At 71.4% G+C, this 23,555-nt stretch carries 22 protein-coding genes; 8 read left to right on the top strand and 14 right to left on the bottom strand.

Annotation, left to right across the window (positions count from 1 at the left end; all coding sequences use genetic code 11):
• Positions 1-135: 135 nt before the first annotated feature.
• The 4 genes from ACIA5F_RS30260 to ACIA5F_RS30275 all read right to left on the bottom strand — a co-directional run bounded on the left by ACIA5F_RS30260 (position 136) and on the right by ACIA5F_RS30275 (position 3,630).
• On the bottom strand, positions 136-1,119 hold the full coding sequence (locus ACIA5F_RS30260; RefSeq protein WP_399358532.1) for an aromatase/cyclase: 984 nt from the start codon (positions 1,117-1,119) through the stop codon (positions 136-138).
• A gap of 12 nt (positions 1,120-1,131) precedes the next feature.
• Positions 1,132-1,443 (bottom strand): actinorhodin polyketide synthase, encoded by a 312-nt coding sequence (locus tag ACIA5F_RS30265; protein WP_399358534.1) that lies wholly within the window; start codon positions 1,441-1,443, stop codon positions 1,132-1,134.
• A 752-nt stretch (positions 1,444-2,195) separates the two neighbouring features.
• A complete protein-coding gene (locus ACIA5F_RS30270) occupies positions 2,196-2,849 on the bottom strand; it encodes a ScbR family autoregulator-binding transcription factor (RefSeq protein WP_399358536.1) in 654 nt (217 codons plus the stop codon).
• A gap of 106 nt (positions 2,850-2,955) precedes the next feature.
• Entirely contained in the window at positions 2,956-3,630 is a 675-nt protein-coding gene (locus tag ACIA5F_RS30275; protein WP_399358538.1) for a ScbR family autoregulator-binding transcription factor, read from the bottom strand.
• Positions 3,631-4,197: 567 nt separating this feature from the next.
• On the opposite strand from ACIA5F_RS30275, the gene ACIA5F_RS30280 reads away from it, so the two are divergent.
• Positions 4,198-5,178, top strand: a complete 981-nt coding sequence (locus ACIA5F_RS30280) for a ScbA/BarX family gamma-butyrolactone biosynthesis protein (protein ID WP_399358540.1) — start codon at positions 4,198-4,200, stop codon at positions 5,176-5,178.
• Between the two features lie 191 nt (positions 5,179-5,369).
• Here the strand turns inward: ACIA5F_RS30280 and ACIA5F_RS30285 are convergent, their stop codons facing one another.
• Positions 5,370-6,404, bottom strand: a complete 1,035-nt coding sequence (locus ACIA5F_RS30285; protein WP_399358542.1) for an NAD-dependent epimerase/dehydratase family protein — start codon at positions 6,402-6,404, stop codon at positions 5,370-5,372.
• A 206-nt stretch (positions 6,405-6,610) separates the two neighbouring features.
• Here ACIA5F_RS30285 and ACIA5F_RS30290 point away from each other — a divergent pair, with 206 nt between their 5' ends.
• Positions 6,611-7,105, top strand: a complete 495-nt coding sequence (locus tag ACIA5F_RS30290) for a GNAT family N-acetyltransferase (RefSeq protein WP_399358544.1) — start codon at positions 6,611-6,613, stop codon at positions 7,103-7,105.
• Between the two features lie 26 nt (positions 7,106-7,131).
• Positions 7,132-7,680 (top strand): flavoprotein, encoded by a 549-nt coding sequence (locus ACIA5F_RS30295; RefSeq protein WP_399358546.1) that lies wholly within the window; start codon positions 7,132-7,134, stop codon positions 7,678-7,680.
• Positions 7,681-7,743: 63 nt separating this feature from the next.
• On the opposite strand, the gene ACIA5F_RS30300 is transcribed toward ACIA5F_RS30295, so the two are convergent.
• The 7 genes from ACIA5F_RS30300 to ACIA5F_RS30330 all read right to left on the bottom strand — a co-directional run bounded on the left by ACIA5F_RS30300 (position 7,744) and on the right by ACIA5F_RS30330 (position 14,272).
• Complete coding sequence (locus ACIA5F_RS30300; RefSeq protein ID WP_399358548.1) at positions 7,744-8,250, bottom strand: DinB family protein; 507 nt, start codon at positions 8,248-8,250, stop codon at positions 7,744-7,746.
• A 104-nt stretch (positions 8,251-8,354) separates the two neighbouring features.
• On the bottom strand, positions 8,355-9,173 hold the full coding sequence (locus ACIA5F_RS30305; protein WP_399358550.1) for a BTAD domain-containing putative transcriptional regulator: 819 nt from the start codon (positions 9,171-9,173) through the stop codon (positions 8,355-8,357).
• A 233-nt stretch (positions 9,174-9,406) separates the two neighbouring features.
• Positions 9,407-10,078: a ScbR family autoregulator-binding transcription factor gene (locus tag ACIA5F_RS30310; protein ID WP_399358552.1), complete on the bottom strand. Its 672-nt coding sequence runs from the start codon at positions 10,076-10,078 to the stop codon at positions 9,407-9,409.
• A gap of 95 nt (positions 10,079-10,173) precedes the next feature.
• Positions 10,174-10,992: a BTAD domain-containing putative transcriptional regulator gene (locus ACIA5F_RS30315; RefSeq protein WP_399358554.1), complete on the bottom strand. Its 819-nt coding sequence runs from the start codon at positions 10,990-10,992 to the stop codon at positions 10,174-10,176.
• A 248-nt stretch (positions 10,993-11,240) separates the two neighbouring features.
• Complete coding sequence (locus tag ACIA5F_RS30320) at positions 11,241-11,972, bottom strand: TetR family transcriptional regulator (protein WP_399358556.1); 732 nt, start codon at positions 11,970-11,972, stop codon at positions 11,241-11,243.
• A 139-nt stretch (positions 11,973-12,111) separates the two neighbouring features.
• Positions 12,112-12,894, bottom strand: coding sequence for a ScbR family autoregulator-binding transcription factor (locus ACIA5F_RS30325; RefSeq protein WP_399358558.1), 783 nt, complete (start codon positions 12,892-12,894; stop codon positions 12,112-12,114).
• 133 nt (positions 12,895-13,027) lie between these two features.
• Complete coding sequence (locus ACIA5F_RS30330; RefSeq protein ID WP_399358560.1) at positions 13,028-14,272, bottom strand: cytochrome P450; 1,245 nt, start codon at positions 14,270-14,272, stop codon at positions 13,028-13,030.
• Between the two features lie 531 nt (positions 14,273-14,803).
• Between ACIA5F_RS30330 and ACIA5F_RS30335 the strand changes: the two genes are divergently transcribed.
• From ACIA5F_RS30335 to ACIA5F_RS30355, 5 genes are all read left to right on the top strand, one after another.
• Positions 14,804-16,069: a ParA family protein gene (locus tag ACIA5F_RS30335; protein ID WP_399358562.1), complete on the top strand. Its 1,266-nt coding sequence runs from the start codon at positions 14,804-14,806 to the stop codon at positions 16,067-16,069.
• Entirely contained in the window at positions 16,066-17,016 is a 951-nt protein-coding gene (locus ACIA5F_RS30340; RefSeq protein ID WP_399358564.1) for a ParB/RepB/Spo0J family partition protein, read from the top strand. The genes ACIA5F_RS30335 and ACIA5F_RS30340 overlap by 4 nt, the downstream gene beginning before the upstream one ends.
• A gap of 167 nt (positions 17,017-17,183) precedes the next feature.
• The gene (gene tap, locus ACIA5F_RS30345) at positions 17,184-19,463 is read left to right on the top strand and encodes a telomere-associated protein Tap (RefSeq protein WP_399358566.1); all 2,280 of its coding nucleotides are present in this window, start codon (positions 17,184-17,186) and stop codon (positions 19,461-19,463) included.
• A gap of 6 nt (positions 19,464-19,469) precedes the next feature.
• The gene (gene tpg, locus ACIA5F_RS30350) at positions 19,470-20,024 is read left to right on the top strand and encodes a telomere-protecting terminal protein Tpg (protein WP_399358568.1); all 555 of its coding nucleotides are present in this window, start codon (positions 19,470-19,472) and stop codon (positions 20,022-20,024) included.
• 23 nt (positions 20,025-20,047) lie between these two features.
• Positions 20,048-20,905: an alpha/beta fold hydrolase gene (locus ACIA5F_RS30355; RefSeq protein ID WP_399358570.1), complete on the top strand. Its 858-nt coding sequence runs from the start codon at positions 20,048-20,050 to the stop codon at positions 20,903-20,905.
• Between the two features lie 128 nt (positions 20,906-21,033).
• On the opposite strand, the gene ACIA5F_RS30360 is transcribed toward ACIA5F_RS30355, so the two are convergent.
• The gene (locus tag ACIA5F_RS30360) at positions 21,034-21,507 is read right to left on the bottom strand and encodes a MarR family transcriptional regulator (RefSeq protein ID WP_399358572.1); all 474 of its coding nucleotides are present in this window, start codon (positions 21,505-21,507) and stop codon (positions 21,034-21,036) included.
• Positions 21,504-22,220 carry a hypothetical protein gene (locus tag ACIA5F_RS30365; protein WP_399358574.1) on the bottom strand — a complete coding sequence of 239 codons (717 nt, stop codon included), beginning with the start codon at positions 22,218-22,220 and terminating at the stop codon, positions 21,504-21,506. Before ACIA5F_RS30365 ends, ACIA5F_RS30360 begins: the two co-directional genes overlap by 4 nt.
• Positions 22,221-23,555 lie beyond the last annotated feature (1,335 nt).

Below are 23,555 nucleotides of genomic sequence, written 5' to 3' on the forward strand. Positions count from 1 at the left end.
ACCTCACCAACCAACAAATCACCACCGCCACCACCACCCAAGGCCCCGGAAACCTCACCACCCTCCTCACCGGCACCAACACCTGGACCATCCCCACCCCCAGGACCAGCCCCTCGGCGGCGTCACTCACCGGCGTCACCCCGCACGCAGGGCCCTGACCGACTCCTGGGCGTACTGCCCGGCCAGATGCAGGATCGCCAGGCTGTCGCGACCGAGGCTCTCGCGGACGTGCCGGCGGACCTCAGCGAGCCGCTCGCGTTCCGCGCGTTCCGCGCCGGGGCCGTGCAGACGCTCCACCGCCTCCTCACCGATCAGCACGCTGTGCTGGGCGACGACGGTGACCCCGGTGGCGTCCGGGACGACCGACCACTCGCCGGTGTGCGCGGCCAGCAGCGCGGAGGGCCGGGTCTGCTTGAACACGATGCGGCCGGCCGCCGGGAAGGCGACCCGCACCGATTCGGTCGTCTCCACCGAGCCGTCGGCGGCCACGGTGTCCATGCGCGTCCGCTGCACCCCCGGCCGTTCCTCGACCACGTCGAGTCGGGAGACGTGCGGGATGCGTCCGGGCCAGGAGGCCACGTCGTACAGGAACGCGTAGACGGGCTCCGCCGGCCCCCTCAGCCGTACCTCGTCCTCGAAGGTCAGCGTCAGACCGTCGAGGCTCCGCCATTTCTCCGCGACGTCCTTGAGCCGGGTGAGCCCGGCGCGGCTCGCCTTGTGGGTGGCCGCCAGGACCAGGTCGACGTCGGCGGACCGGTTGCCCGCGACGGTGACGTACTGCTCCAGCGTCAGCCGTGACCAGCCGGGGGCGAGCTGGTCCACGCTCCAACTGCCGCCCGCCGACGTGACGGGAGCCACGGGCGCCTCCTCGCGGAACTCGATCCGCCGCCGCTCCGGGTCCAGGGTCCGCCGCGACCGCGAGGGCCGTACGGTCCCTCCCGCGGTCACCCACATGGAGAACCGGTCCCGTGTCCCGTCGAAGTCCAGCCGCTCCACGTGGACGCCCGCCGGAACGAACAGCGGCCACTGGGTGGTGTCGGCGACCAGACCGTAGAGAACACCGGCCGGCGCGGCCACATCCACCGAGTACGACGTGCGGTGCACTCGCTCGACAACCATCAGACACCTCTCTCACGCTTGATGCAGAGCCTGTCCGTATCCTCCGGAAGCCCCCTGGAACCGCTCTGAAGTCCCGGAGCCCAGAACGCTGTTGACGAGGGCGAGGCACCGGCGCGGGGTGTCGGCGTGCTCCAGGGACTCCTCGTCGAGCAGGATGTCGAACCTCCGCTCGACGGAGCCGGTGGTCCGCAGCACAGTGAGACAGTCGTGGCCGAGCTCCCACCAGAAGAGGCCGAGGACGCCGTCGTCCAGGTCGACCCGCTCCTCCTCGCCTCCCCACACCCGCAGGACGCGGGCCGGGTCTGCGAGTTCCAGCCGGCGCATGACGTACCTCTCTCATGATCGGAGGCGCCATGCGTGTGCGGACGTCGGACGCCGGGGGCCCGGTGCCGGTGGTCGGCAGTGGACCCGAGCCTGGCCGACCGTGGTGGAGAGCCGCTCGAACCGGCGTCGACGGGCCCTGGAGACGGCGGGAGCGGCCGGCGGCGGGGCCGGGGGCCTCCCGCACCCCGCGGGACACGTCCGGAACGGCCGCCCGTCGTCCGTGCCGCGTCCGTGCCGCCCCGTGCGTCGCCTGTGCCGGGCGTGACCCACGGGGCGGAATGTACGTCTGCAACGGCGTCGCCGCGCCTCACCGGCACCGGATTGTCAGGCGGTCACCGGGGTCTCCCGTACGGTCGGCCCGTGCTCGCCGACCGTGGGGAAAGGGTGGACGGCGCCTTCCCCGGGACGGTGGGCAGGGCGCGGAAAGGGTGCCGGAAAAGCAGAGGAAAAGCTCCGGGAAAGCGGTGGTAAAAAGGTGACGGGGCCGGGGAGAGGCGCCGAACTACCCCGGCAGGCACCGGCCTTGTGCGCGCTGCCGCATCCCGGCCCGCATTCGGCCCGTATCCACCCCGTATCCGCCCCGGGGAACGGCTGTTCACCTCTTCGCCGCACCGGACGGGAAACAGAACCAGCGGTCCACCGGTACCAGACCGACACCGCTGTTTCCCTCTCCCGCGCGCCGCTCCGCGGTCTCCGCGTCCCGTACCGGAGTTCGCGTCCACCGGCCCGATGAGGGGCCGGGGTACGGAAAATCAGTCGGCCACCCCGGCCGGTGACGGCACCCCGCGCGACTGTACGGCCGAGCCGTCGGCCGCCAGTTCCCCGAGGGACGCGTGGGCCGAGAGCCGCGGCAGCATCAGGGCCCAGTACCGGGTCAGCGCGGAGTGCGAGAACCATGTGTGCTCCGAGGCGCCGAGCACCTCGAAGCCCACGACCGCCGCGACGACCGCCGCCGCCGCGTCCTGCGGCGACACCCCGTCGGCGAGCTTCCCCTGCCGGGCGGCGATGCCGAACATGGTCTCGGCCCACCGCTGCCACTGCCTGCGCAGGTCGCAGCCGCCTTCCCGGGCCGCGCCCGCGCAGAGCCCGAAGCCCGCCCGGACCACGGGGTCGTCCGCCAGCAGCGTCATCAGGTCGTGCGTGGAGTCCACCAGCATCTGGAGGGCGTTGCCGCCGCCCGGCCGGGAGACCGTGATCGCGCGGATGGCCTCGGCGGCCTGTTCCACGACGGCCTCGGCCAGCGCCGTCTTGCTGCCGAAGTGGAAGTGCAGCCCGCCGGCGCTGACTCCGGCCCGTCTACTGATGCCGGCGATGGAGGCGGTGACGAACCCCTCCTCGGCGAACACCTCTGCGGCGGCGCGAACCAGACTTTCCCGGGTGCGGGCGGCACGTTCCTGCTTGACCATTCACTCTCCACAAACCGCCACAGCGGTTTGCCCCAGTGGCTCCTTACAATTCACCGTCATGTTGGTCCCCGGCGCTCGGGCCGGGCCGGAGGGGCGCTGGAGCGGCTCAGGAGGGCTTCGGCTCCTGCTCCGGCAGCGCGTTGTCCCGCTCCTGGATCTCGGTGACGACCCGGGACCCCCGGTCGGTGTCCATGTCCAGCCGCGCCAGGACGGCGGGCGTCGCGATGCTCGGGTACACGTGCTGGTACAGCCCCGAGACCCGGTACTCGATGTCCTCCCGGTCGGAGAGGGTCTGCGAGTAGATCTGTACGCCGGCCCAGCAGGCGGAGAGGATCCACGCCGTCTCGGCGGGGTCCACATGGGGCAGCAGTTCGCCCTGCGCCTTGGCCTGGACCAGCAAGTCTTCGGTGAACTGGATCCACCCGGGCACCGAACCGCCGCCGAAGATCTCCCGCATCTCGGGCCCCAGGGAGAGCCGCGCGCCGGCGCTGAGCATCGGTTCGCGCTTCATCCGGAACGCCAGCACCATCGCCACGTCCAGCAGTTCCTGGAGCTTGCTCTCGCGCGGCGGGACCCCGCCCTCGCCGAACTGCTCGTCGAGCACGCCCTGCGCCAGCTCCTGCTTGGAGGAGAAGTGGAAGTACAGCGCGCCCTTGGTGACACCCGCTCTGGAGAGGATGTCCGCGATCGTCGCGGCCTCGTAGCCGCGCTCGTCGAAGACCGCCGCCGCCGCCTCCAAGATTGCGCGACGCGTACGGACCGCACGTTCCTGCCGTGCCACGGGTGCCTCCGATGTCCATGGGTCGTTGCTGCGGGGCCCCTGCGGGACACCGCCCCCCTCTAAAACCAACCAGAAGGTCCGTATTTTATCAACCAGAAAACAATAAACCCTGGAGTCGGGCGGTGTGTCGGCGGCCCGACACGGGTCAGTACAGGCCACTTACCCTTCACCACTCACGCACATATTTCAAACCGCGTGGCCGGTTCTTACATACCGGCACCGTACACATTTCGACAGGGCCGAAACGGCCCGCCGCCGCGACCGTTCGCAGGTCGCAAACGGTTCCCCGAGGTCGCCCGGGGGTGGCCGCCCGGTCCGGGACGAAGACCGGAGTACCGCCTCCCACTTGGGACGGAGCCGCTGGCGCCGCCGCATCCCGAGCGTGCCGCAACGTCGCTGGTGAGGGTCTGCGTCCAGCCGTCCGGCTACCGTCTTCGCACATGTGGCCGACTGCTCATGCACCACAACCGGACACTGGAATCACCTTGCAAACAAAACCGGAGAGTACGTATCTTGCGTGTTCAGAGTGCTCATCCCATCCGTCAAACCGGCTCTGTGGAGAGGTCCATGACCCTGCTCACGTTCCAGAACAACGCCCCTGCGCTGCCCCTCCAGGAAGCCGGATCGCCCTGGACGCGCTGCAACGAACTCCCTCAGCTGACGACCACCGTCCCCAGGGAGTACGTACACCGCAGCTCGGTCGCCGAGGTGTTCCTGACCGGCTACGAGCGGATCGGTGACGACACCTTCTCGCTCACCGGCCAGTGGCCGCGCGCCCACACGTTCTTCACCAGCGCCGACGGCCGCAGCCACGACCCGGTCCAGGCCGGGGAGACCATCCGCCAGGTCGGGCTCCTGCTCTGCCACGCGGAGTACGGGGTCCCGCTCGGGCACAACGTGCTCCTGTGGAGCCTCACCTTCGACACCGACCCCGCGCGGCTGCGCATAGGGTCCCGTCCGACCGATCTCGAACTCCTCGCCACCTGCTCCGACTTCAGCTGGAAGGGCAACCGGTTCTCCGGTGTCCTCGAAGTCGTCGTCCGGCGCGACGGCCAGGTCGCCGCCCGGGGAACCGCGCTCTTCAGCTGCGTCCCCCCGGCGGTCTACCGGCGGCTGCGCGGCTCGTACGGCTCCGGCGCCCTGCCGGAGCCGCTGCCGCGCGCGGTCCCCGTACCGGCGGCGCGGGCCGGACGGCTGCTCCCCTTCGACGTCGTCCTCGCCCCGTCCGACCGGCCGGACCGCTGGCTGCTCAACCCCGACCTGGGCCACCCGATCCTCTTCGAGCACGCCAACGACCACCACCCGGGCATGGTCCTGATCGAGGCCGCCCGCCAGGCCGCCTGCAGCATCCTTCCCACCGGCGACTTCGGCCTGTCCGGGATGGCGGCCACCTTCCACAGCTACGCCGAGCTGGACGCCCCGTGCTGGATCGACACCCGGGTGCTCCCCACCGACGACCCCGCCCTGTGCACGGTGGAGGTGACGGGCCACCAGAACGACCGGAAGATCTTCGACGCGACGGTCACCGGAACCCTCCCCACCGGCTGACCCCCGGCCCTGTCACGACCCGTCGCGGCCCTGTCACGGCGCCCCACCACGGCGCCCCACCACGGCCCCGCGCCCGTCCACCGGCCCGCCCGGCCCGCCGTCCGCAAGCCCGCCCGGCACCGCCCCGTACGGCCGCACCCCTCCAGGTGCGGCACCGCCCGTACGGCGCCGTCCCCGCCGGCCGGTCCGCTTCAGCGAGCCGTCGGCCGGTCCCGGTACCAGGGGGCGTACGCCCCGAACGCCTCCGGGAAACGCGGTCCCGGCCCCCGGCCGACCAGCTTCCACAGCCGACCGCTGTCGTACCAGTGGTCCACCGTCAGCAGCGAGAGCCGCCTGCGGACGACCGGATCACCGGGCGCGCCCAGCAGCTCCAGGGCCTGGGCGAGCGTGCGCTCCCCCTCGGGCAGCGCCTGCCCCAGCGCCCGTGCCACCGTGGTGACCAGCTCGCGGGCGGTCACCGGCTCCGGATGCCCGGCGTGCAGCACCTGGCCCCGCACCGCCGCGGACGCCTCCCGGGGCAGCAGCGCCAGTTCCACCACCGCCCCGGCCAACGCGTCCACGGAGACCAGCGACATCCGCGCGCGACCGCCGTCCACCCAGTACGGCAGCCTCCCCATCAGCTGGACCAGCGCGGGGACCATCCACCGGTCGCCGCGGCCGTAGACCAGGTGGGGGCGCAGGACGGTGCCGCCCGCGGCGAGGACCAGGCGTTCGCCCGCCAGCCGCGTGAGACTCGTCGCCGAGGTGGGCCGCTCGGGCAGCAGCCCCTCCGCCTCGCCCCGGTGCGGCCCGTCCCCGTAGACCGCGGCGGTACCCAGCTGCACGATCCGCCGTACGCCGGCCCGCGCGGCCTCCGCCAGCAGCGCCCGGGTGCCTTCGGCGTTGACCGCGCGGCACTCCTCCTCGGTGCCGCCGATACGGGCCGCGAGGTGGACGAGGGTGGTGACGCCCTCGCAGATCCCGCGCAGCGAGGCGGGGTCGGCGAGGTCGCCGGTGACGGTCTCGACGCCGCCGGAGGACGGCAGGGCGGAGCCGCGTCGATGGGTGAGCAGCCGCAGCACGGGCCCCCCGGCGCCGACCGTCCTGACCACCCTTGCGGCCCCGGCCGTCCCTGCGGCCCCGTGTGTCCCGGCCGTACGGACGGCCCGCAGCAGCTCCGTCACATGGGAGCCGACGAAACCGGTGGCGCCCGTCACGAGTATCCGCTCGGGTGTCCGCTCGGGCATCGACTGCCGTCCTTCGCCGCCGGGATGATGGGGGGGCGGGCGGACCCGCGACCCCTGTCTACCGCACGATCACCATGGCGGGGCGGGCTTGACCCGAAGTCGGCCCCGACTGTCCGAAGACCTGTGCCTGAGGAGCTGTGCCTGAGGAGCTGTGCCCAGGGAGTTGTGCCCGCGGCCCCGGGGCAGCCCTTGGCTAAGCTGAACCGATGATCATCTCAACGCCAACGCCACGGCTGGAACCGGTCACCGAGGGCAACTTCGACGCGGTGTGCGCGGTCCAGGTCCGCCCGGACCAGACACACCTCGTCTCCCCGGTGGTGAAATCGCTGGCGGAGGCGTACGTCCACGGGGACACCGCCTGGCCGCGGGCCGTCGTCGACGGCGAGGAGGTGGTCGGCTTCGTCATGGCCTTCCTGGACATCGTCTGGGACCCGGCGGCGGACCCGGCCGGACGGCGCTCCGGCCTCTGGCGCCTGAACATCGGCGCCGCCCACCAGGGCAAGGGCTACGGCCGCTTCGCGGTCGGGGCCGTCGCCGAGGAGGTCCGCCGGCGCGGCGGCGACCGGATGTACGTCACCTGGAACACGGGCGAGGGCAGCCCGGAACCCTTCTACCTGGGCCTGGGTTTCCGCCCCACGGGCGAGCTCAGCGGCGCCGAGACCGTCGCCGAACTGCTCCTGGACCCCGCCCCGGTGGCCTGATGGCGGGAATGTGATCACATGACGTCATGACCCCGAGGACTCTCTACCTTTTCTGTTCCGCCGCCCCGCCCGTCTTCGACGTGGCCCGTGTGATCGAGGACGCCCAGGCCCGCGGCTGGGACGTGTGCCTGGGGCTCACCCCGGCCGCGGCGCACTGGCTGCGCGGGAGCCTCGACGGCCTGGCCGCCCTCACCGGCCACCCGGTGCGCTGGCAGTACAAGCTGCCCGGCGAGGCCGACGTGTGGCCGCCGGCCGACGCCGTGCTCCTGGCCCCGGCCACCTTCACCTCGCTCAACGCCTGGGCCCTGGGCCTCACCGACCGGTTCGTCGTCGGGGTGGCCGCCGAGGCGGTCGGCAGGGGGGCGCCGGTCGTCGCCGTCCCGTGCCTGAACGCCGCCCTCGCCGCGCACCCCCAGTTCGACCAGTCCCTGGCCGTCCTGCGCGGCGCCGGGGTCACGCTCCTGTACGGCGAGGGCGGCTTCGTCCCCGGCCCGGCCGGACCGGACGCCCCCGACCACTTCCCCTGGCAGGCCGCGCTGGACGCCGTCGACCGGGCGGACACACCCCAGTCCTGAGGGCCCGGCAGCTCCGGGAACCCGCCAGCCCGGGAGCCGGGTGGCGGCCAAGGGGGAGGGGCCTCACTCCCCCTTGGCGCCGTCGATCGCCTCGCGCAACAGGTCCGCGTGGCCGTTGTGCCGGGCGTACTCCTCGATCATGTGGGCCAGGATGTAGTGCAGCGCGTACGACCGGCCGCCGGAGCTGCCCGTCACGTCCAGGGACCCGGCGGCCTCCACGATCGCCCGCGACCGCGCGCACGCCTCGTCCCAGGTCCTGAACGCCTGCTCCACGTCGGCCTCCTCGACGTGGAACTCCGTGCGCTCCCCGGCCTCGTTCCGCGGGAGGAAGAGCGGGGTGTCCTCGCCGTTCAGGACGTTGCGGAACCAGCTCCGCTCGACCTCGGCGAGGTGGCGTACCAGCCCCAGCAGGGTCAGCGCGGACGGCGGGGCCGCCCTGAGCCGCAGCTGTTCGGCCGTCAGGCCCACGCACTTCATCCTGAGGGTGTCCCGCTGCCGCTGGAGGACGCTGGTCAAGGTGGCGCGTTCGTCGCCCACCAGGACGGGAGGGGTTCTCTCTTCGTCGTTCACCGGGCAATGGTCACCGTTCCGCCGGCCCGTCTCCACCCGATATCCGCATCCATATCCGCAGGCCGGACCCGGACGGTCAGGCCCGGACGGTCAGGCCCGGACGGTCAGGCGGCGTAGAGGTCGAAGGTCGATCCGCGCTTCGGTCCGGCGGCCACGTCCAGCGCCGGGTCCACCGTCAGCATCGCCTGGTGCAGGCGCTGGAGCTGCGGGGACGGCTCCACCCCCAGGTCCTCGATCAGCCGGTGGCGCAGCCTGCGGTACACGTCGAGCGCGGTCGCCTGCCGCCCCGACCGGTAGAGCGCCACCATCGCCTGTGAGTGCAGGCCCTCGTGCTGCGGGTACCGGGCGATCAGTTCCGTGAGTTCCGCGAGGAGTTCGGTGTGGCGGCCCAGCCGGAGGTCCACGTCGATGCGCCGCTCCGTCGTCACCAGCCGGCTCTCCGACAGCCGCATGACCTCGATCTCCAGGATCGGCCCGACCCGTACGTCGACCAGGGCCGGTCCCTCCCACAACCGCAGGGCTCTGCGCAGCAGATCGGCGGCGCGCCCGTCGTCACCCTGCTCGAACGCCTCCTGGCCGCCGGCCATCAGACCCTCGTACGCGTGCACGTCGACCGACTCCGGCGGGACCTGGAGCACATAGCCCCCGTGCCGGGTCGCCAGCACCTCCTTGGCACCCGGCGCACCCGGCCCCATCGCGGTGCCCAGCCGTCGCCGCAACTGGAGAATGTACGTCTGCAACGTCGTCAGCGCACTGTGCGGCAGATCGGTGCCCCAGATCTCTTCCATCAGTGTGGGAACCGGCATCACGCGTCCCGGATAAAGCGAGAGAAGCGCCAGGATCTGGCGTGGTTTCCCTGCCGACGGAACAATCGAACCCCCGTTGACGACGGCACTCAACGGACCCAGAACCTGAATCTTCACGGTCTCCTCCGTATTTCGTCGAGCCCCTCGGTTTACGGCCTCCGACTGATTCAAGGTAACGGCAGAAGGGGCAATGTCACTGAAATCTTGAGCCCCTTTCGAGCCCCTCTCCACAGCACGCATTTCCGTAATTCCGCACCGCGCTCCCTACGGAAGAACCGCACCGCGCGGGCCGCGCACGACCCGCGCCGCGCACCGGCCGTACCTCGCCCGCGCCGCACACGGTCCGCGCTTCACACCGCCCCGCTGCCGAGGAACTCCGTGGCCCGTGTCCGGTACTCCGCGGCCCGCCCCTCCCCCACCAGGCTCGGCAGCAACAGCCCCCACAGGGAAGCCACCTTCCGCTGCAACTCCCAGGGGGGCATGCCGGTGCCCGCCAGGATCTCGATCCCGCAGACCGCGGCGGCGACCAGTGACTCCGCCCCTTCCCACCGGCCCCCGGCCCCGGCCCCGTATCCGCCGGTCACCGCCACCGCCGGCAGTTCGCCCGCGTCCCGTGCCAGCCGCAGCAGCCCGCACACCGCCGCGATCCACGCCGCGTGGAAGTCGACCATCGCGGGCTGCTGGCCCGCGCACTCCTTGGTGATCCGGAAGCTCGCCGGGATCGCCGGGTCCTCGTGCAGCGTGCGTGCCAGCCAGTGCGTGGTGTCGATCAGCGTCTGCAACGGCGAGGCCCCGGCCTCGCGCCGGGCGCGTACCGCCTCGTGCAGCATCCCGCAGCCGCGCTGCTGCACGGCGTCCGCCAGCTCGTCCTTGGAGGCGAAGTGGAAATAGAGCGCCCCTTTCGTCACCCCGGCCGCGCCCGCGATGTCACCGAGCGTCGCGTTGGCGTAGCCGTTGCGGTGAAACATCTCGGCGCCGGCGCAGACCAGCCGCCTACGGGTCCGCTCCGACCTCTCCTGCACCGCGCCGTCTCCTCTCACCCGCGCCACGCACCCCGCGCGCACCCCGCGCGCCGGGCGTCCTGGGCCGGCCGGCGCCTCCCGCGCCCGGCCGCCGCTCACACCCGTACGAGCCGCTGGTTCCCGGCGTCGGCCGCCTCGGCCACGTGCTCCGGGCCGGCCATCAGGATCGAGCGCTGCAACCGCCGCAGTGCGGCCGACGGCTCCAGGCCGAGGTCCCGTACGAGGGTGGCCCGCAGCCGCTGGTAGACGTCGAGCGCCTCACCTCGCCGCCCCGACCGGTAGAGCGCCAGCATGAACTGGCCGTGCAGGTTCTCGTGCGTCCGGTACCGGCTCGCCAGCACCGTCAGCTCGGCCAGCAGCTCCCGGTGGCGGCCCAGCCGCAGGTCCGCGTCGATCCGCTGGTCGAGCGCGCACAGCCGCGTCTCCTCCAGCCGCCGCGTCTCCATGTCGAGCTGCACCCCGCCCTGCACGTCGGCGAAGGCGGGGCCCGACCACAGCCCCAGCGCCTCGCGCAGCAGCCGCGCCGCGCCAGGGAAGTCCCCCGCGTCCATCGCCCGGTAGCCCGTGCCCGCCAGCCGGTCGAACTCCCGTACGTCGCTCCGGCCGCCGCCGCTGCTCAGCAGGTAGCCGCCGGGCAGCGTCACCAGCACGTCCTTCGCCGTCCGCCCGCCCTCCGTCTCCTCCAGCGCGGTCGCGATCAGCGCGCGGAGCTGGAGCACGTACGTCTGCAGCGTCGTACGGGCGCTGCGCGGTGGCTCACCGCCCCACAGTTCCTCGATCAGCGCCGAGACCGGCACCACCTGGTCCGCGTGGAGCGCGAGAAGCGCCAGGACCTGCCGGGGCTTTGGGGCGGTCGGCGTGATGGAGATCCCGTTCTCCCGCACTGCCAGTGCGCCCAGTACATCTATGTCCACGCCGTACTCCCCTGTCCTTGGATGAGTCGCACGACCAGTAGAAAACAGGCCCGACGGTTTGTCAATATGAAACCGGTCGCGCTGTTTTTGGACGAGCCATACCCTACTCTCACTCAAGAACCCGAGCTGACCTGGACAGTTGTACGGAATCCCGCGCTCGGAGGCGGTCGACACCCCCTGGACCATCCCGCCGGACCTCCCGGTGACCCGGGGCCGGGAGGGGTGACCATCCCCAATAAAGAGACCGTTCAGTCTGCTCCGAGACCGTCCGCCCGCAGCACATCGGAGCCACCGCCACCGCCCGGCGCCGACCCTTCGGCCACCAGCCCGCCCAGCACCCGGCCGGTCGCGAGCCTCGGCAGGATCAGCCGCCAGAACCGGGTCAGGGTCTGCGGCGCGACCCAGACGGGCTCCACCGCCCCCAGCACCTCCAGCCCGACCGTCGAGGCCACCACGGTGCTCACCGCGTCCTGCGGGGAGACCCCCTCGGCCAGGGCGCCCTCCCGCTCCGCGGCGCCCAGTAACTCCCCGACCCACAGCCTCCACTGCCCGCGCAGGTCGAAGCCGTTGCCGTAACCGGCGTCCGCGCCCAGCCCGAACCCGGCCCGCACCACGACGTCCTGCGCGAGCAGGGCCATCAGCGCGTGCGTGGAGTCCACCAGCAGTTGCAACGCACCGCCCCGCTGCCCGGCACCACCCGCACCACCCGCACCGTCCGGGCCGCCCGCGAGGCCCGCACCGTCCACGGCACTCGGACGGCCGACGGTGATCAGCCGCAACGCCTCCGCCGCCCGGCCCTCGACGGCCCGGGCGAGCGCGGTCTTGCTCTCGAAGTGGAAGTGCAGTCCACCGGTGCTGACTCCGGCCCGTCCGCTGATGACGGCGAGCGAGGCGGTGACGAACCCCTCCTCGACGAACACCGCCGCGGCGGCACGGACCAGTGCCTCCCGCGTACGGGCGGCACGTACCTGCTTGACCATGAAGTCTCCACAGACCGCGACCGCGGTCTGCCCAAGGGGTGCAGAAGGATCTTGGCGTCACCGTCGGCGGCCCCGCCGGAGCCCGGGTGGAGTCCTGTGGGAGAACAGGACCCGCACCCGCCGTACGGACGCCCTGGTCTCAGAAGAGCGCCGGCACGGACACCCGCTCCGGCGCGGAACCGGCCCCCGGCCCGTCCCCGCCGTGACTCCCCGGCCCGTCCCCGCCGGGCCCCGCCGCGGCCTCCGCACCGGGACAGCCGTCGGTGCGCCCGACACCGGCACCGGCACCCGCCCCGATCTCGGCCGTCACCCGCCGCCCCCGGTCCGCCGCCAGGTCCAGCCGGCCGAGCGTCGCGGGCGTCGCGATGCCCGGGTAGACGTGCTGGTAGACGGCGGCCACCCGCTCCTCCATGTCCGCACGGGAGTTGAGGGTCTGCGAGTAGATCTGCGCCCCCGCCCAGCAGGCCGAGAGAAGCCACGCCGTCTCGTCGGGATCGACGTGCGGCAGCAGCTCGCCCCCCGCCTTCGCCTCGGCCAGCAGCAGCCGGGTGAAGTCGATCCAGCCCGGCACCGAGCCCCCGCCGAAGACCTTCCGCATCCCCGGCCCCAGCGAGAGCCGGGCCCCCGCGCTGAGCATCGGCTCGCGCATCATCCGTACCGTCAGCACCATCGCCACGTCGACCAGTTCCTGGAGCTTGCTCTCCCGGTGCGGCACCCCGCCCTGGGAGAACTGCTCGTCGAGCACGCCCCGCGCCAGCTCCAGCTTGGAGGTGAAGTGGAAGTAGAGGGCGCCCTTGGTGACGCCCGCCCGGGAGAGGATGTCCGCGATGGTGGCCGCGTCGTAGCCGCGTTCGTCGAAAACCGTCGCCGCCGCTTCCAAGATCACGCGACGCGTACGGACCGCACGCTCCTGCCGTGCCACGGGGTACCTCCGATGTCCGGGGGTCGGTTACCGGTCCCAGCCGGTTCCTGCCGTGCCCGCACCCGTCCCCGTACCCGGATACGGGACCAGAGTCCCCCAGCACCGTGAAACCAACCAAAAGGTTGGTATTCAGTTAAGCACCTTGTGGGCTCAGCACCACCGGCAGCTCTCGCAGTCCGTTGGAGATGAACGACTCCACCCGCTCCAGATCCCCGTCCGCCCCCGACCCCGCCAGCGCCACCGCCGGGAACCGCTCGAACAGCCTGCGCACCGCGACCGTGCACTCCAGCCGCGCCAGTGTCGCCCCCAGGCAGTGGTGCGTACCGAAGCCGAACGACAGGTGCTGACCCCGCGTCGCCCGCGTGACGTCGAACCGCTCCGCGTCCGGCCCGTGCACCTGCGGGTCGCGCCCGGCCGAGGCGAAGGAGACCACGATCGGGTCCCCCTTCGGGATCACCACCCCCTCCCCCATGTCGATGTCCTCCAGGGCGAACCGCATCAGCGCGTACGCCGCCGGCGCCTCGACCCTCAACGCCTCCTCGACCGCGTCCCCCCAGGCCGCGTGCCCGTCCCGGACGAGCGCCAGCTGGTCCGGGTTGCGCAGCAGCTCGTGCAGGACCGCGCAGATCAGGTTGACGGACGTCTCGTACCCGGCCGTGAACAGCAGGATCAGGTTGTCGTGCAGCTCCTTCTCGCTCAGCCGGGTGCCGTCCGCCTCCCGGGCGGCGATCAGCGCGCTGGTCACGTCCTCGCCCGGGTGCGCCCGCCGGTGGGCGACCAGGGCGGTCATCACCCGCTCCAGTTCGACGGTGTTGCGGCGCGCCTGCTCGGTGGTGATCTGGGTGTCGAAGAAGCCGTGGATGATCCGGTGCAGGGGGGCCCACGCCCACTCGGGTATCCCGAACAGCTCGAAGATGATCCGGGTCGGCAGCTGGTGCGCGAACTCGGCCCGCAGGTCCACCACCTCTCCGGGCGGCACCTCGGCCAGCCGCTCCAGCAGCTCGTCCACCACCGCCTCGACCCGGGGCCGCATCGCCTGGGTCTGCCGGGCGGTGAAGGCCGCGGCGACCGGCCTGCGCAGCCGGGCGTGCTCGGAACCGTAGGCGGTGATCATGTTCTGCACGGAGACCCAGATGGCCAGCGGCCACTCGTCGCCGACCTCCCCGCCGGTCCAGGCCGGCCAGTGCCGGTAGGCGTCCTTCGACACCCGCGGGTCCACCAGGAGCCTGCGGATGTCCGCGTGACGGTTGACGGCCCAGCCGGGCACTCCCCCCGGCAGCAGGACCGGAGTCGCGGGCGCCTGCTCGCGGATGCGCGCCGCCTCGGCGTGCAGGTCTCCGCCGGAGGGGTCGATCATGATCGGGCACTGGCGGTTCACGGACAGCTCCTGGATGGACGGCAGCGGAAACCGCCTATCCGGTTTTTAACCTCCGAGCGGCGGACGCAATTCTGACACCGCCCCGCCGCTCCCGCCAGTACATCCTGGAGCGGGGTGGACAGGTGACATGCCCTCATATCGCCTGCGGAACAAGGGAATTGGCTGATGGGTGCCACCCCCGCCCACCCGTCCGCACGACTTCTCCCACCCTTCACAAACACCCCGGCCACCCCGCCTCCCCGCCCTATACGAAACCGGATAGTACGTATTCTGTACACCGCGCAGACCCCTTCCCCCACGCCTCGACGGGCGGGACCACCCGCCGACCGTTAACGGCGTTAACGCCGTTAACGCCGCCCGGGGCCGGCCGAACCACCCGGGGCCGGGCCCGGACCGCCCCTCCCCGCCGGGCATCCGATGCCCCGTCACCCACCCATCTCGCGCGTATCCGGGCAGATTGACCCTCACTTCGTTAGCAAAACTCAAGCGTGGCGCCCACGCACCCTTGCAAACGTTAGTAAAGTCCCTCTCATGACTTCGCCCTCGTCACAGAACGACCGAGAGAAGGTCGTCTCCAAGCTCCCCCCGTGGCTGCGCCAGGAACTGAAGATCCGCACCGCCCAGTTGCGGGTGGACATCCAGGACGCCGTCCACCAGGGGATCGCCCACTGGAGCGCCCTCGCCTCCGCGCCCTCCCCCGTCGACACCTCCGGCGCCGAATCGTTCTCCACCTGGCTGCCCGCCGGCCAGTGGGAGTCCTTCCGCGCGGACGCCAAGGACCGCGGCGTCTCCCTCATCCAGGGCCTCGCCCAGGCCGTCCGTCTCTGGCTGGAGATGAACCCGGCCCCCACGGTCGAACGGCCCTCCGTCGTGCGCCGCATCATCGTGTGCAACCAGAAGGGCGGCGTCGGCAAGACCGCCATCACCGCCGGTACCGCCGAGGCCCTCGCCGAGGACCCCTCGTCCCTGCACCCGGTCCGCGTCGCCCGCCAACTGGCCCGCCTCACGGCCGACGAGGAGCACCCGGGCCGGGCCCCGGGCACCACCACCGCCCCCCTCGACCTGGAGAACCTCCCGGGCCTGGGCATGCGCGTCCTGCTGGTCGACTTCGACCCCCAGGGCCACCTCACCAAGCAGCTCGGCCAGCAGCCGCTGCCCATCGGCGGCGACAGCCTCACCTGCCACATGGCCGGCGAGGCCAAGGGCCCCCTGTCCGACCTGATCGTCCCCGTTTCGGACGACCGCTTCGGCGACCGGCTGCACCTCCTGCCCGCCTGCACGGACGCCTTCCTCCTCGATGTCCGCCTCTCCACCGTCCGCGCCCGCGAGGCCGCCCTCGAACGCGCCCTGTCGCCGGTCGAGTCCTCCTACGACGTGATCCTCGTCGACTGCCCGCCGAGCCTCGGCCTCAGCATGGACGCGGCCATCTACTACGGCCGCCGCCGCGACACCGAACAGCCCGGCGCCTCCGGCGCGCTGATCGTCGTACAGGCCGAGGACTCCTCCGCCGACGCGTACGACCTCCTCACCTCCCAGATCAACGATCTGCGCGACGACCTCAGCCTCGACATCGACTATCTCGGACTCGTCGTCAACCTCTACGACGGCCGCCGCGGCTACATCGCGACCTCCTCCCTCCAGGCCTGGATGGACATGAAGAACCCGCGCGTCGTCGCCGTCGTCCCCGACCTCAAGGAACAGCGCGAAGCCGTCCGCGTGAAGCAGCCGCTGTTCGTCTACGCGCCCAAGGGCGAGCAGGCGGTCGCCCTGCGCGCCCTCGCAAGGGAGATCTCATGAGCAAGGCCGACCGACTCGCCGTCTCGGCATCCTTCGCCCGCGCCCAGCCGGCCGGAGTCAGCTCCCGCCGCGCGGCGATCGCGGAGGCCACCGGCGCCCCCACCTCCGGCATGGTCCCGCCCTCCGAAGTCCCCGTCGAGGCACTGGCCCACAACCCCTTCAACCTCCGCGAGGACCTGACGGAACTGGACGAGCTGGCACAGTCCCTCCTCGTCCGGGGCCAGCTCCAGCCCCTCGCGGTCGCCACCCGGATGGCGTTCATGGAGGCCCACCCGGGCCAGACCGACGGCCTGGGCCGGGCCCCGTACGTGGTCATCGACGGCAACCGCCGCCTCGCGGCGGCCCACCTCGCCGGGCTCAAGACCCTGCACATCCACGTCAACGACGCCCTGTCCGCGTCGGCGGCGGACATCCTCGAATCCGCTCTGATCGCCAATGTCCACCGGGTGGACGTGGCCCCGATGGACCAGGCCCGCGCCCTGCAGGAACTCGTCGGCGTCCACGGCTCCCAGGCACAGGTCGCCAAGCGGCTCGGCAAGACGGCGGCCTGGGTCTCCCAGCGGCTGGCCCTGCTGAACCTGACGCCCACGCTCCAGGGAAAGGTGGAGACGGGAGAGCTCAAGGTCGAACCCGCGCGCCGGATCGGCCGCCTCCCGCAGGAACGCCAGGAAGCCGCGGCGTCCGAGACCGGCACCGCCCATCCCCCGCGCCAGCGCAGCCGCCCCACCACCCCGCCGACCGTTAACGCCGTTAATGCCATGGACGCCGTGAACACCGTGGACGTTAACGCCGTTAACGCCGTTAACGCCGCCGACCCCTCCGCCGCGGTCAGCACCCGCATCACGATCTCCACCGCCTCCCCGGAGACCATCGCGGACGCCCTCACCGCCCACCTCGCCCCGGACGACCTCAAGGCCGTAGCCGAGCTCCTGATCACCCGCATCTGAGGGACGACCGGCGCCGGGGGCGCTGATGCCGTTAACGGCGTTAACGGCGTTAACGCCCCCACGCGCGCCCACACACCCTCACCCTGCCCCACCCCCAGACCCCCACGTGCGTTTCATGTGCGTTCTACGGTGCGGTTCACATAGGGTGACCTTCGGAGGTAGTACCGATGCCCGAACAGCACCACGCCCAGCAGAGCCTCTTCGCAGCGGTCGACGCCCTGCTCGAAGAGGCCGCCGCCCAGGACCCGCTCCCGCACCCGGACGAGCGCAAGCGCCTGCGCGAGGCCGCCGGCCTGAGCCAGGACCAGATCGCCAAGGCCCTCTCCGTCCGCCGCGAGACGGTCACCTCCTGGGAGACGGGCCGCACCGCACCCCGCCCGCCCAAGCGAGCGGCGTACGCCCGTCTCCTCGACGGCCTCACCACCCTCCACCCCGTTAACGGCGTTAACGCCGTTAACGCCTCCACCCCGGACCCGGAACCCACCACCGGTACCCCGCAGGACGCACCCCCGGAGACGGCCCCGCCCCTCCCCCCCGAGCCGCAGGACCACCGCCCCCGCCCGAGGCCGGAACCCCAGCCGGAGCCGGAGCCGGCCACCGCACCGGCCCCGCGCCCCCCCACCCCCGTTAACGGCGTTAATGCCGTGGACGTTAACGCCGTTAACGCCGTTAACGCCGTTAACGCCGTTAACGCCGAACCCCCAGCCCCCCACCCCCAAAAGCGCACACCCCCCACCACGCCCCCCACCGCACCACCCCCCACCCCCCTCACCGGAAACGGCCCGCTCGCCGTCCTCACCGGCACCCCCCGCGCCCACGCCGCCTCCGGCCTCCTCCTCGACCTCCCCCCCAAGGCCACCACCGACCTCCCCACCCTCATCTCCTGGGCCCTGAGCCCCCGAGCCGCCCTCCGCTCCCCCCGCCTGCACCGCAACGGCAAGGACGGCGACCCCCTCCTCGTCCTCACCCCGGCCGCCACCGAGGCCCTCGGCCTCCCCCTCACCCTCGAAGACCGCCGCGCCCTGCGCCTCCCCGACAACCACCCCGTCCTGCGCTCCCTCGCCAAGAGCGACTGGCAGCTCACCCGGCGCGGCTTCGGCCCCTGGCCCCGCATCTACCGCCCGGCCACCCCCACCACCGGCCGCCAGTGCGTCCAGCTCGCGGTCCTGCCCTGGGGCGCCCTGGACCCCCGCGCCTGGGGCGAGGACACCGCCGCCCTCCCCGCCGCCGAACTCGCCGAGCTGCTCACCACCTACGCCGCCCGCGTCCTCACCCCCCGCGGCTCCACCGCCGTCACCGGCCTCGAACTCATGACGGCCCTGCGGCCCCCCACCCGCGCCGCCCGCGACCCGGACACCCAGGCGTGGGAGTCCGCCCCCGTCGCCGGTTCCCTCACCCGACCCGTCGACCCGGCCCCCCCGGAGGCCCCCGACGAGCACCCGGTGGTCGCCGCCCTTTTCCCCCGCTCCCACCAGCGGACCCCGGACCAGGTCCTGGACGAGGAGGCGTACGACTGGTTCCGCGACCCGGAACTCCTCACCGACGCGGAGTGCGCCCGTACCCACGCCGTCGGCATCGACGTGAACATGGCCTTCGCCGCGGCGGCCAACCGCCTCACGGTCGGCCTGGGCCCCGCGGTCCACACCACCGCACCCCGCTTCGACCCGAAGACCCCCGGCTGCTGGCTGGCGGACCTCTCCTCGATCTCCCTCGACCCCCGCCTCCCCAGCCCCTTCACCCCCCACGGCAGCCCCCCGGCCGGCCCCGCCTGGTACGCCACCCCGACCCTCGCCTACGCGCGGGAACTCGGCCACGACGTCCGCCCCACCGAGGCATGGCTGCGCCCCGACAACGGGCCCTACCTCGACGCCTGGTACACCCGCCTGCGCGACGCCTACATGGCCACCATGGCGGACCTCGGCGTCACCCCGGCCCTCACCGAGGCCAACTTCCTCCAGGCCATGACCACGTACAAGCACGACGCGCCACTGTCCACCGCGGTCCTCTCGGCCATCAAGTCCACGGTCAAGGGCGGCATCGGCAAACTCCGCGAACGCCCCCAGGGCGCCGGCTACCGCCCCGGCGAGACCTGGCCCGCCCTCGAACGCCCCACCTGGCGCCCCGACATCCGCGCCGCCGTCATCTCCACCGCCCGGGTCAACATGCACCGCAAGATGCACAAGCTCGCGAGCGCCGCGGGCCTGTACCCCGTCGCCGTCCTCTCCGACTGCGCGGTCTACCTCTCCGACGGACCGAGCCCCCTCGACTTCCTCCCCCGCACACCCGAGGGCAAGCCCCTGCCCGGCGGCTTCCGCCTCGGCGTCAGCCCCGGCATGGTCAAGCACGAGGGCACCCAGCCCCTCCTGTGGGCCGTCCAGATGCTCGACGAACACCTCAACCCCGCCCGCCACATCAAGGGCCACGACGCCGCCGCAGACGGAGAGTGATCCCCGATGTCAGACATCTCCGACAGCCTCACCAAGGCCGACGAAGCACACTTCACCCGCCCGATCCCCAAGTCGGCGGGCGCCCAGATCCGTTTCCTGGTCAAACAGCTGAAGTCGACCAAGGCCGTCGCGACCGCCCTCGGCATCTCCCGGCGCACGGTCGAGCGGTACGTCAGGAACCAGATCAGGCAGCCCAAGCCGGAACTCGCCGCCCGCCTCGAAGAGGAGGTGCGCCGCCGCTGGCAGCCCCTGGTCCGCAAGCGCGCCCGCGACCGGGCCGCCCGCACCACCGGCCTGGTCATCGAGACCCGGGCCCGCTTCGGCTTCACCGCGGCCCCCGGCACCACCGACGACGGCCGCATGCGCCGGATCACCCAGCACCTCCCCCCGGAGTACGCGGGCCGCCTCTTCACCGCCCAGCACTCCGGCGCCACCGAGACCCAGCTCCGGCAGATCGCGGCCGAAGCCCTCCAGGACATCTACTTCAAGGACAACAACACCCGCGCCACGACCCTCCTCGTGGAGTTCACCGACATCGACTACGTTGACTTCGCGTTCTGAACGATCCGTCACCTGGGGGTGTGATGCCGCAGATCACGCTGTCGTCCGGCCCGATCGACTACCAGGACACCGGCGGCGCCGGACCGGTACTGGTCTTCTGCCACGGCCTGCCGATGAACGAGACGCAGTGGCGCAAAGTGGTGCCCCTGCTGAACGGGTACCGCTGCGTCCTCCCCACGCTGCCCCTCGGTGGCCACCGCCGGGCGATGGCCCCGGACGCCGACCTGTCCCAGCGTGGTGTCGCACTGCTCCTGGGCGAGTTCATCGAACGCCTCGGCCTCGATGACGTCACCCTCGTCCTCAACGACTGGGGCGGCGGTCAGTTCCTGGTGTCGGAAGGAAAGGCCCAGCGGATCGCGCGCCTGGTGCTGGTGGCCTGCGAGGCGTTCGACAACTTCCCTCCCGGCCCCGCCAGAGCGGCGGCCTCGGTCTGCAAGGTGCCCGGTGGCGTCTGGCTCCTGACGCGCCTCATGCGCGTCCCCTCGTTCCGGAACAACCGCAACGGGTACGGCGGCATGAGCCTGCGCGGTGTCCCCGACGAGGTCATGGACGACTGGTTCGCCCCCGCGACCCGGAGCAGGGCCATCCGCAGGGACTTCGCCAAGTTCGCCACCTCGGCGCCCAAGCGCGCGACCCTGCTGGCCTGGAGCGAACGGCTGCGCGACTTCGACCGCCCGGTACTGGTCGTCTGGGCGACCGAGGACAGGCTGATGCCGCGTACACACGGCCACCGACTGGCCGAGCTGTACCCGCAGGGCCGGCTGGTCGAGATCACCGACTCCTCCACCCTCGTCCCCGAGGACCAGCCCGAACGACTCGCCGAAGCACTCACCGACTTCCTGCTCCAGACCGGAGCCGAGCCGGTCCGCCCCACCGACTGAGCCGAGAACATCAGGCGGACCTCCCCCTCAGACCCCCAGAGCGGCCCCTCAGGCCCCTGAGAACACCAAGAGGGCCCCGCAACCACCCCGAGGCCCTCATATGCCCGCTGACGCCCCCACGGGACTCCTCACCCCACGGCGTGCAGGGTCCTGCGCCGCTTCGACTCGGCGGCCTTCTTCGCCGCCGCCTGCGCGGCCCGCTTCTTACGCTGCTCGGCCAGCTGGTCCTGGTACTCCGCCACCGCCTGGTGGTAACTGGCGACATACCCCCGCGCGTCGAGCCGCTCCTCCGGAGCCATCCCGTTGACCGCCGCCACAGCATCCTCGAACGAGTTGTACCCGGCCAGCATCGGGTTGATCTGGTACACCCCGTTCCGGACCTTCCGCACCAGCTTCGCCAGTTCCAGACTCCGCAGCGCGGCATTGACGCTCGGCCGGCTCAGCTCCAGCATCCCACCGATGGTGGCCTGATCAATGAGAATCCGCCCACCGGGCTCACTCAGCGAACGCAGCTTCAGCAGCACACGGTACGCCGCCGGCGGCAGGTCGAGGTCGGAGAGAAGCCCGTCGGCGTTGACCGCAGCGAATCGCAAGGTGCTCACTGAGCTGTCCCTTCTTCCTTGCGCTGCGACCGGCTCAGCCGACGCGCAGCGCGCTCTTTGGCCCGTTCGGCCCGCAGTTCCTCGATCGCCTGACGCATGTGGTCCAACGACGGGAACCGCACCAGGTCGGGCAGGCTCGTGTCACTGCGAATCTGCGAGATGGTGCTGTGCTGCTCCACCTTCACGAACTCACCCGCCGTCTCCGTACCCGGGATGAACTCAGCCACCCGGTAACTGTAGGGCGGGTTGAACTGGTAGACACCCCGCCGCACCTTGAAGACGATCCCATGAGACATCACGGTGTGCAGGGCCTCCGACGTCTTTGTCCGACTGACGTCCAGGATCGTAGCCATCTCCTCCTGGGTGAGGGGAATCCGCCCCCCGGCCCGCTGGCACGCGATGAGCAGCAGAATCAGCCGCAACGGCAGGGCTTCCCTGAAGTACTGGGCGATCACCAGGAAGAACTCCAGGCTGTCCATCGAGAACGCGTTTGGCTGACTTTGCGTCCCGTAGAACTCCAGCGGCTTGCGCTCGCCGTCCAAAGTGAGCTTCCGGCTCGGGTACCGCCTGGCAAGGCTGTCCAGGTCCTTGACCGGAGCCAGCGGCTGACTCCATGCCGAGATCGCGTCATCAACAGGGAGATCAGGACGCGGCGCGCGCGGCGGACTCGGCCGACGGCGCTGTGGCTCTGATGACACGAGGCTGCTCTCCACTTCGTTGATCTGAAGAGAGAGTATGTCAACAAGGGTGACACTAATGTCACGCTCGTTGACGTTCGGCGTGTCTTGTGTCCCCCCAGCAGGGACATATCTCAGCCACCACCTCCCCACCGGCTTCTCGCCACCCTTCCCCCAACCCCACCCTCCCCTCACTCAGTTCAGGGACACATCTCCGCTAAAACGTCAGCCCCCCCGACGTTTTAGCCCAAAAAACGTCAGCCCTGTTGACGTTTTGTAGTCGCTCTGTCCCCCTAGCAGCGACACATCTACCGAGTTATGTCCCTCCTGAGGGGACATAACTTTCCCCCCGCACCCCATCTGACCTGCGACAACGCATCTTCGTACCTTCTATAGGCCGTCCCCTGCCGCGCTGCGCGTCCAGACCCCAGTCTTCAACCGCTACCGGCCCGGCAGTACCTGACGTCCCATCAGTCATTTCTCTCATGAGGACTCATCGGACAGTCTGTCCACAACACCCCGGAATCTGACTGATTCCTATCTCTATCCACACATCACTTTGAATCACCTTGGCCCTCACCGTTAACGCCGTTAACACCCACACCCCATAAATCACCCTAAAACCTACCGAAAAACCTCTGTCGGTTCACCTCCCGCCTGGCACACGGGAGGTCTGAAGCTGGCGCAGCCAGCCTGCTCCGGTGGAGCGCAGCGGAACTGGAGCTGGTCCGGCCCTAAGGCCGGCGATAGCTCAGAACGAAGAAAAGAACCTCCAGGGGAAGACCCACTCCAGGCTGCGAAGCAGCCCCCGCCTTGGGAAACACTCAGCGGAACCCGAGCAGTCCGAAGCGAAGCGCAGGACTGTAGCCAAAGGCCCGGCCCTGCTCAGCAAAGCCGAGCCTCCTGAGCGCAGCGAGACGGTTCTCTCTCCTGAGCACGTAGTACTCAGGTACCCGGAGCGAAGCGGAGGGTTTCCCCCTTCCTGTCCCCGCGAAGCGGGGGATGCTCCACTCCTCGGCCCCCTTTGGGGGCCGAGGAGTGCGCGAAGCGCGGGCCCTTCCCTCCCAGCCGCGCAGCGGCTGGGAGCCCCGGAGCGCAGCACAGGGTTAACTGCCTTCTCCCTCCCGTCTCCGCCGAGCGGAGACGGGACACTTCCAAGCGCTGCGCGCAGCGCAGGCTCGTCATCCCAGGCCCTCCCCGGAGAGAAGCAGAGGGTACCCTCGCATCCCCGCTCCGCCCATCCCCGCGAAGCGGGGATGCTCCACTCCCCGGCGCGAAGCGCCTGGGTACCCCGGCCGACGGGCCGGGGCCTGCGCGAAGCGCAGGCCTCTCTCTCCCAAGCGCGCAGCGCTTGGGTACCCGCTCCGCGGG

This window comes from Streptomyces sp. NPDC051567 (assembly GCF_044454165.1).
Lineage (GTDB): Bacteria > Actinomycetota > Actinomycetes > Streptomycetales > Streptomycetaceae > Streptomyces.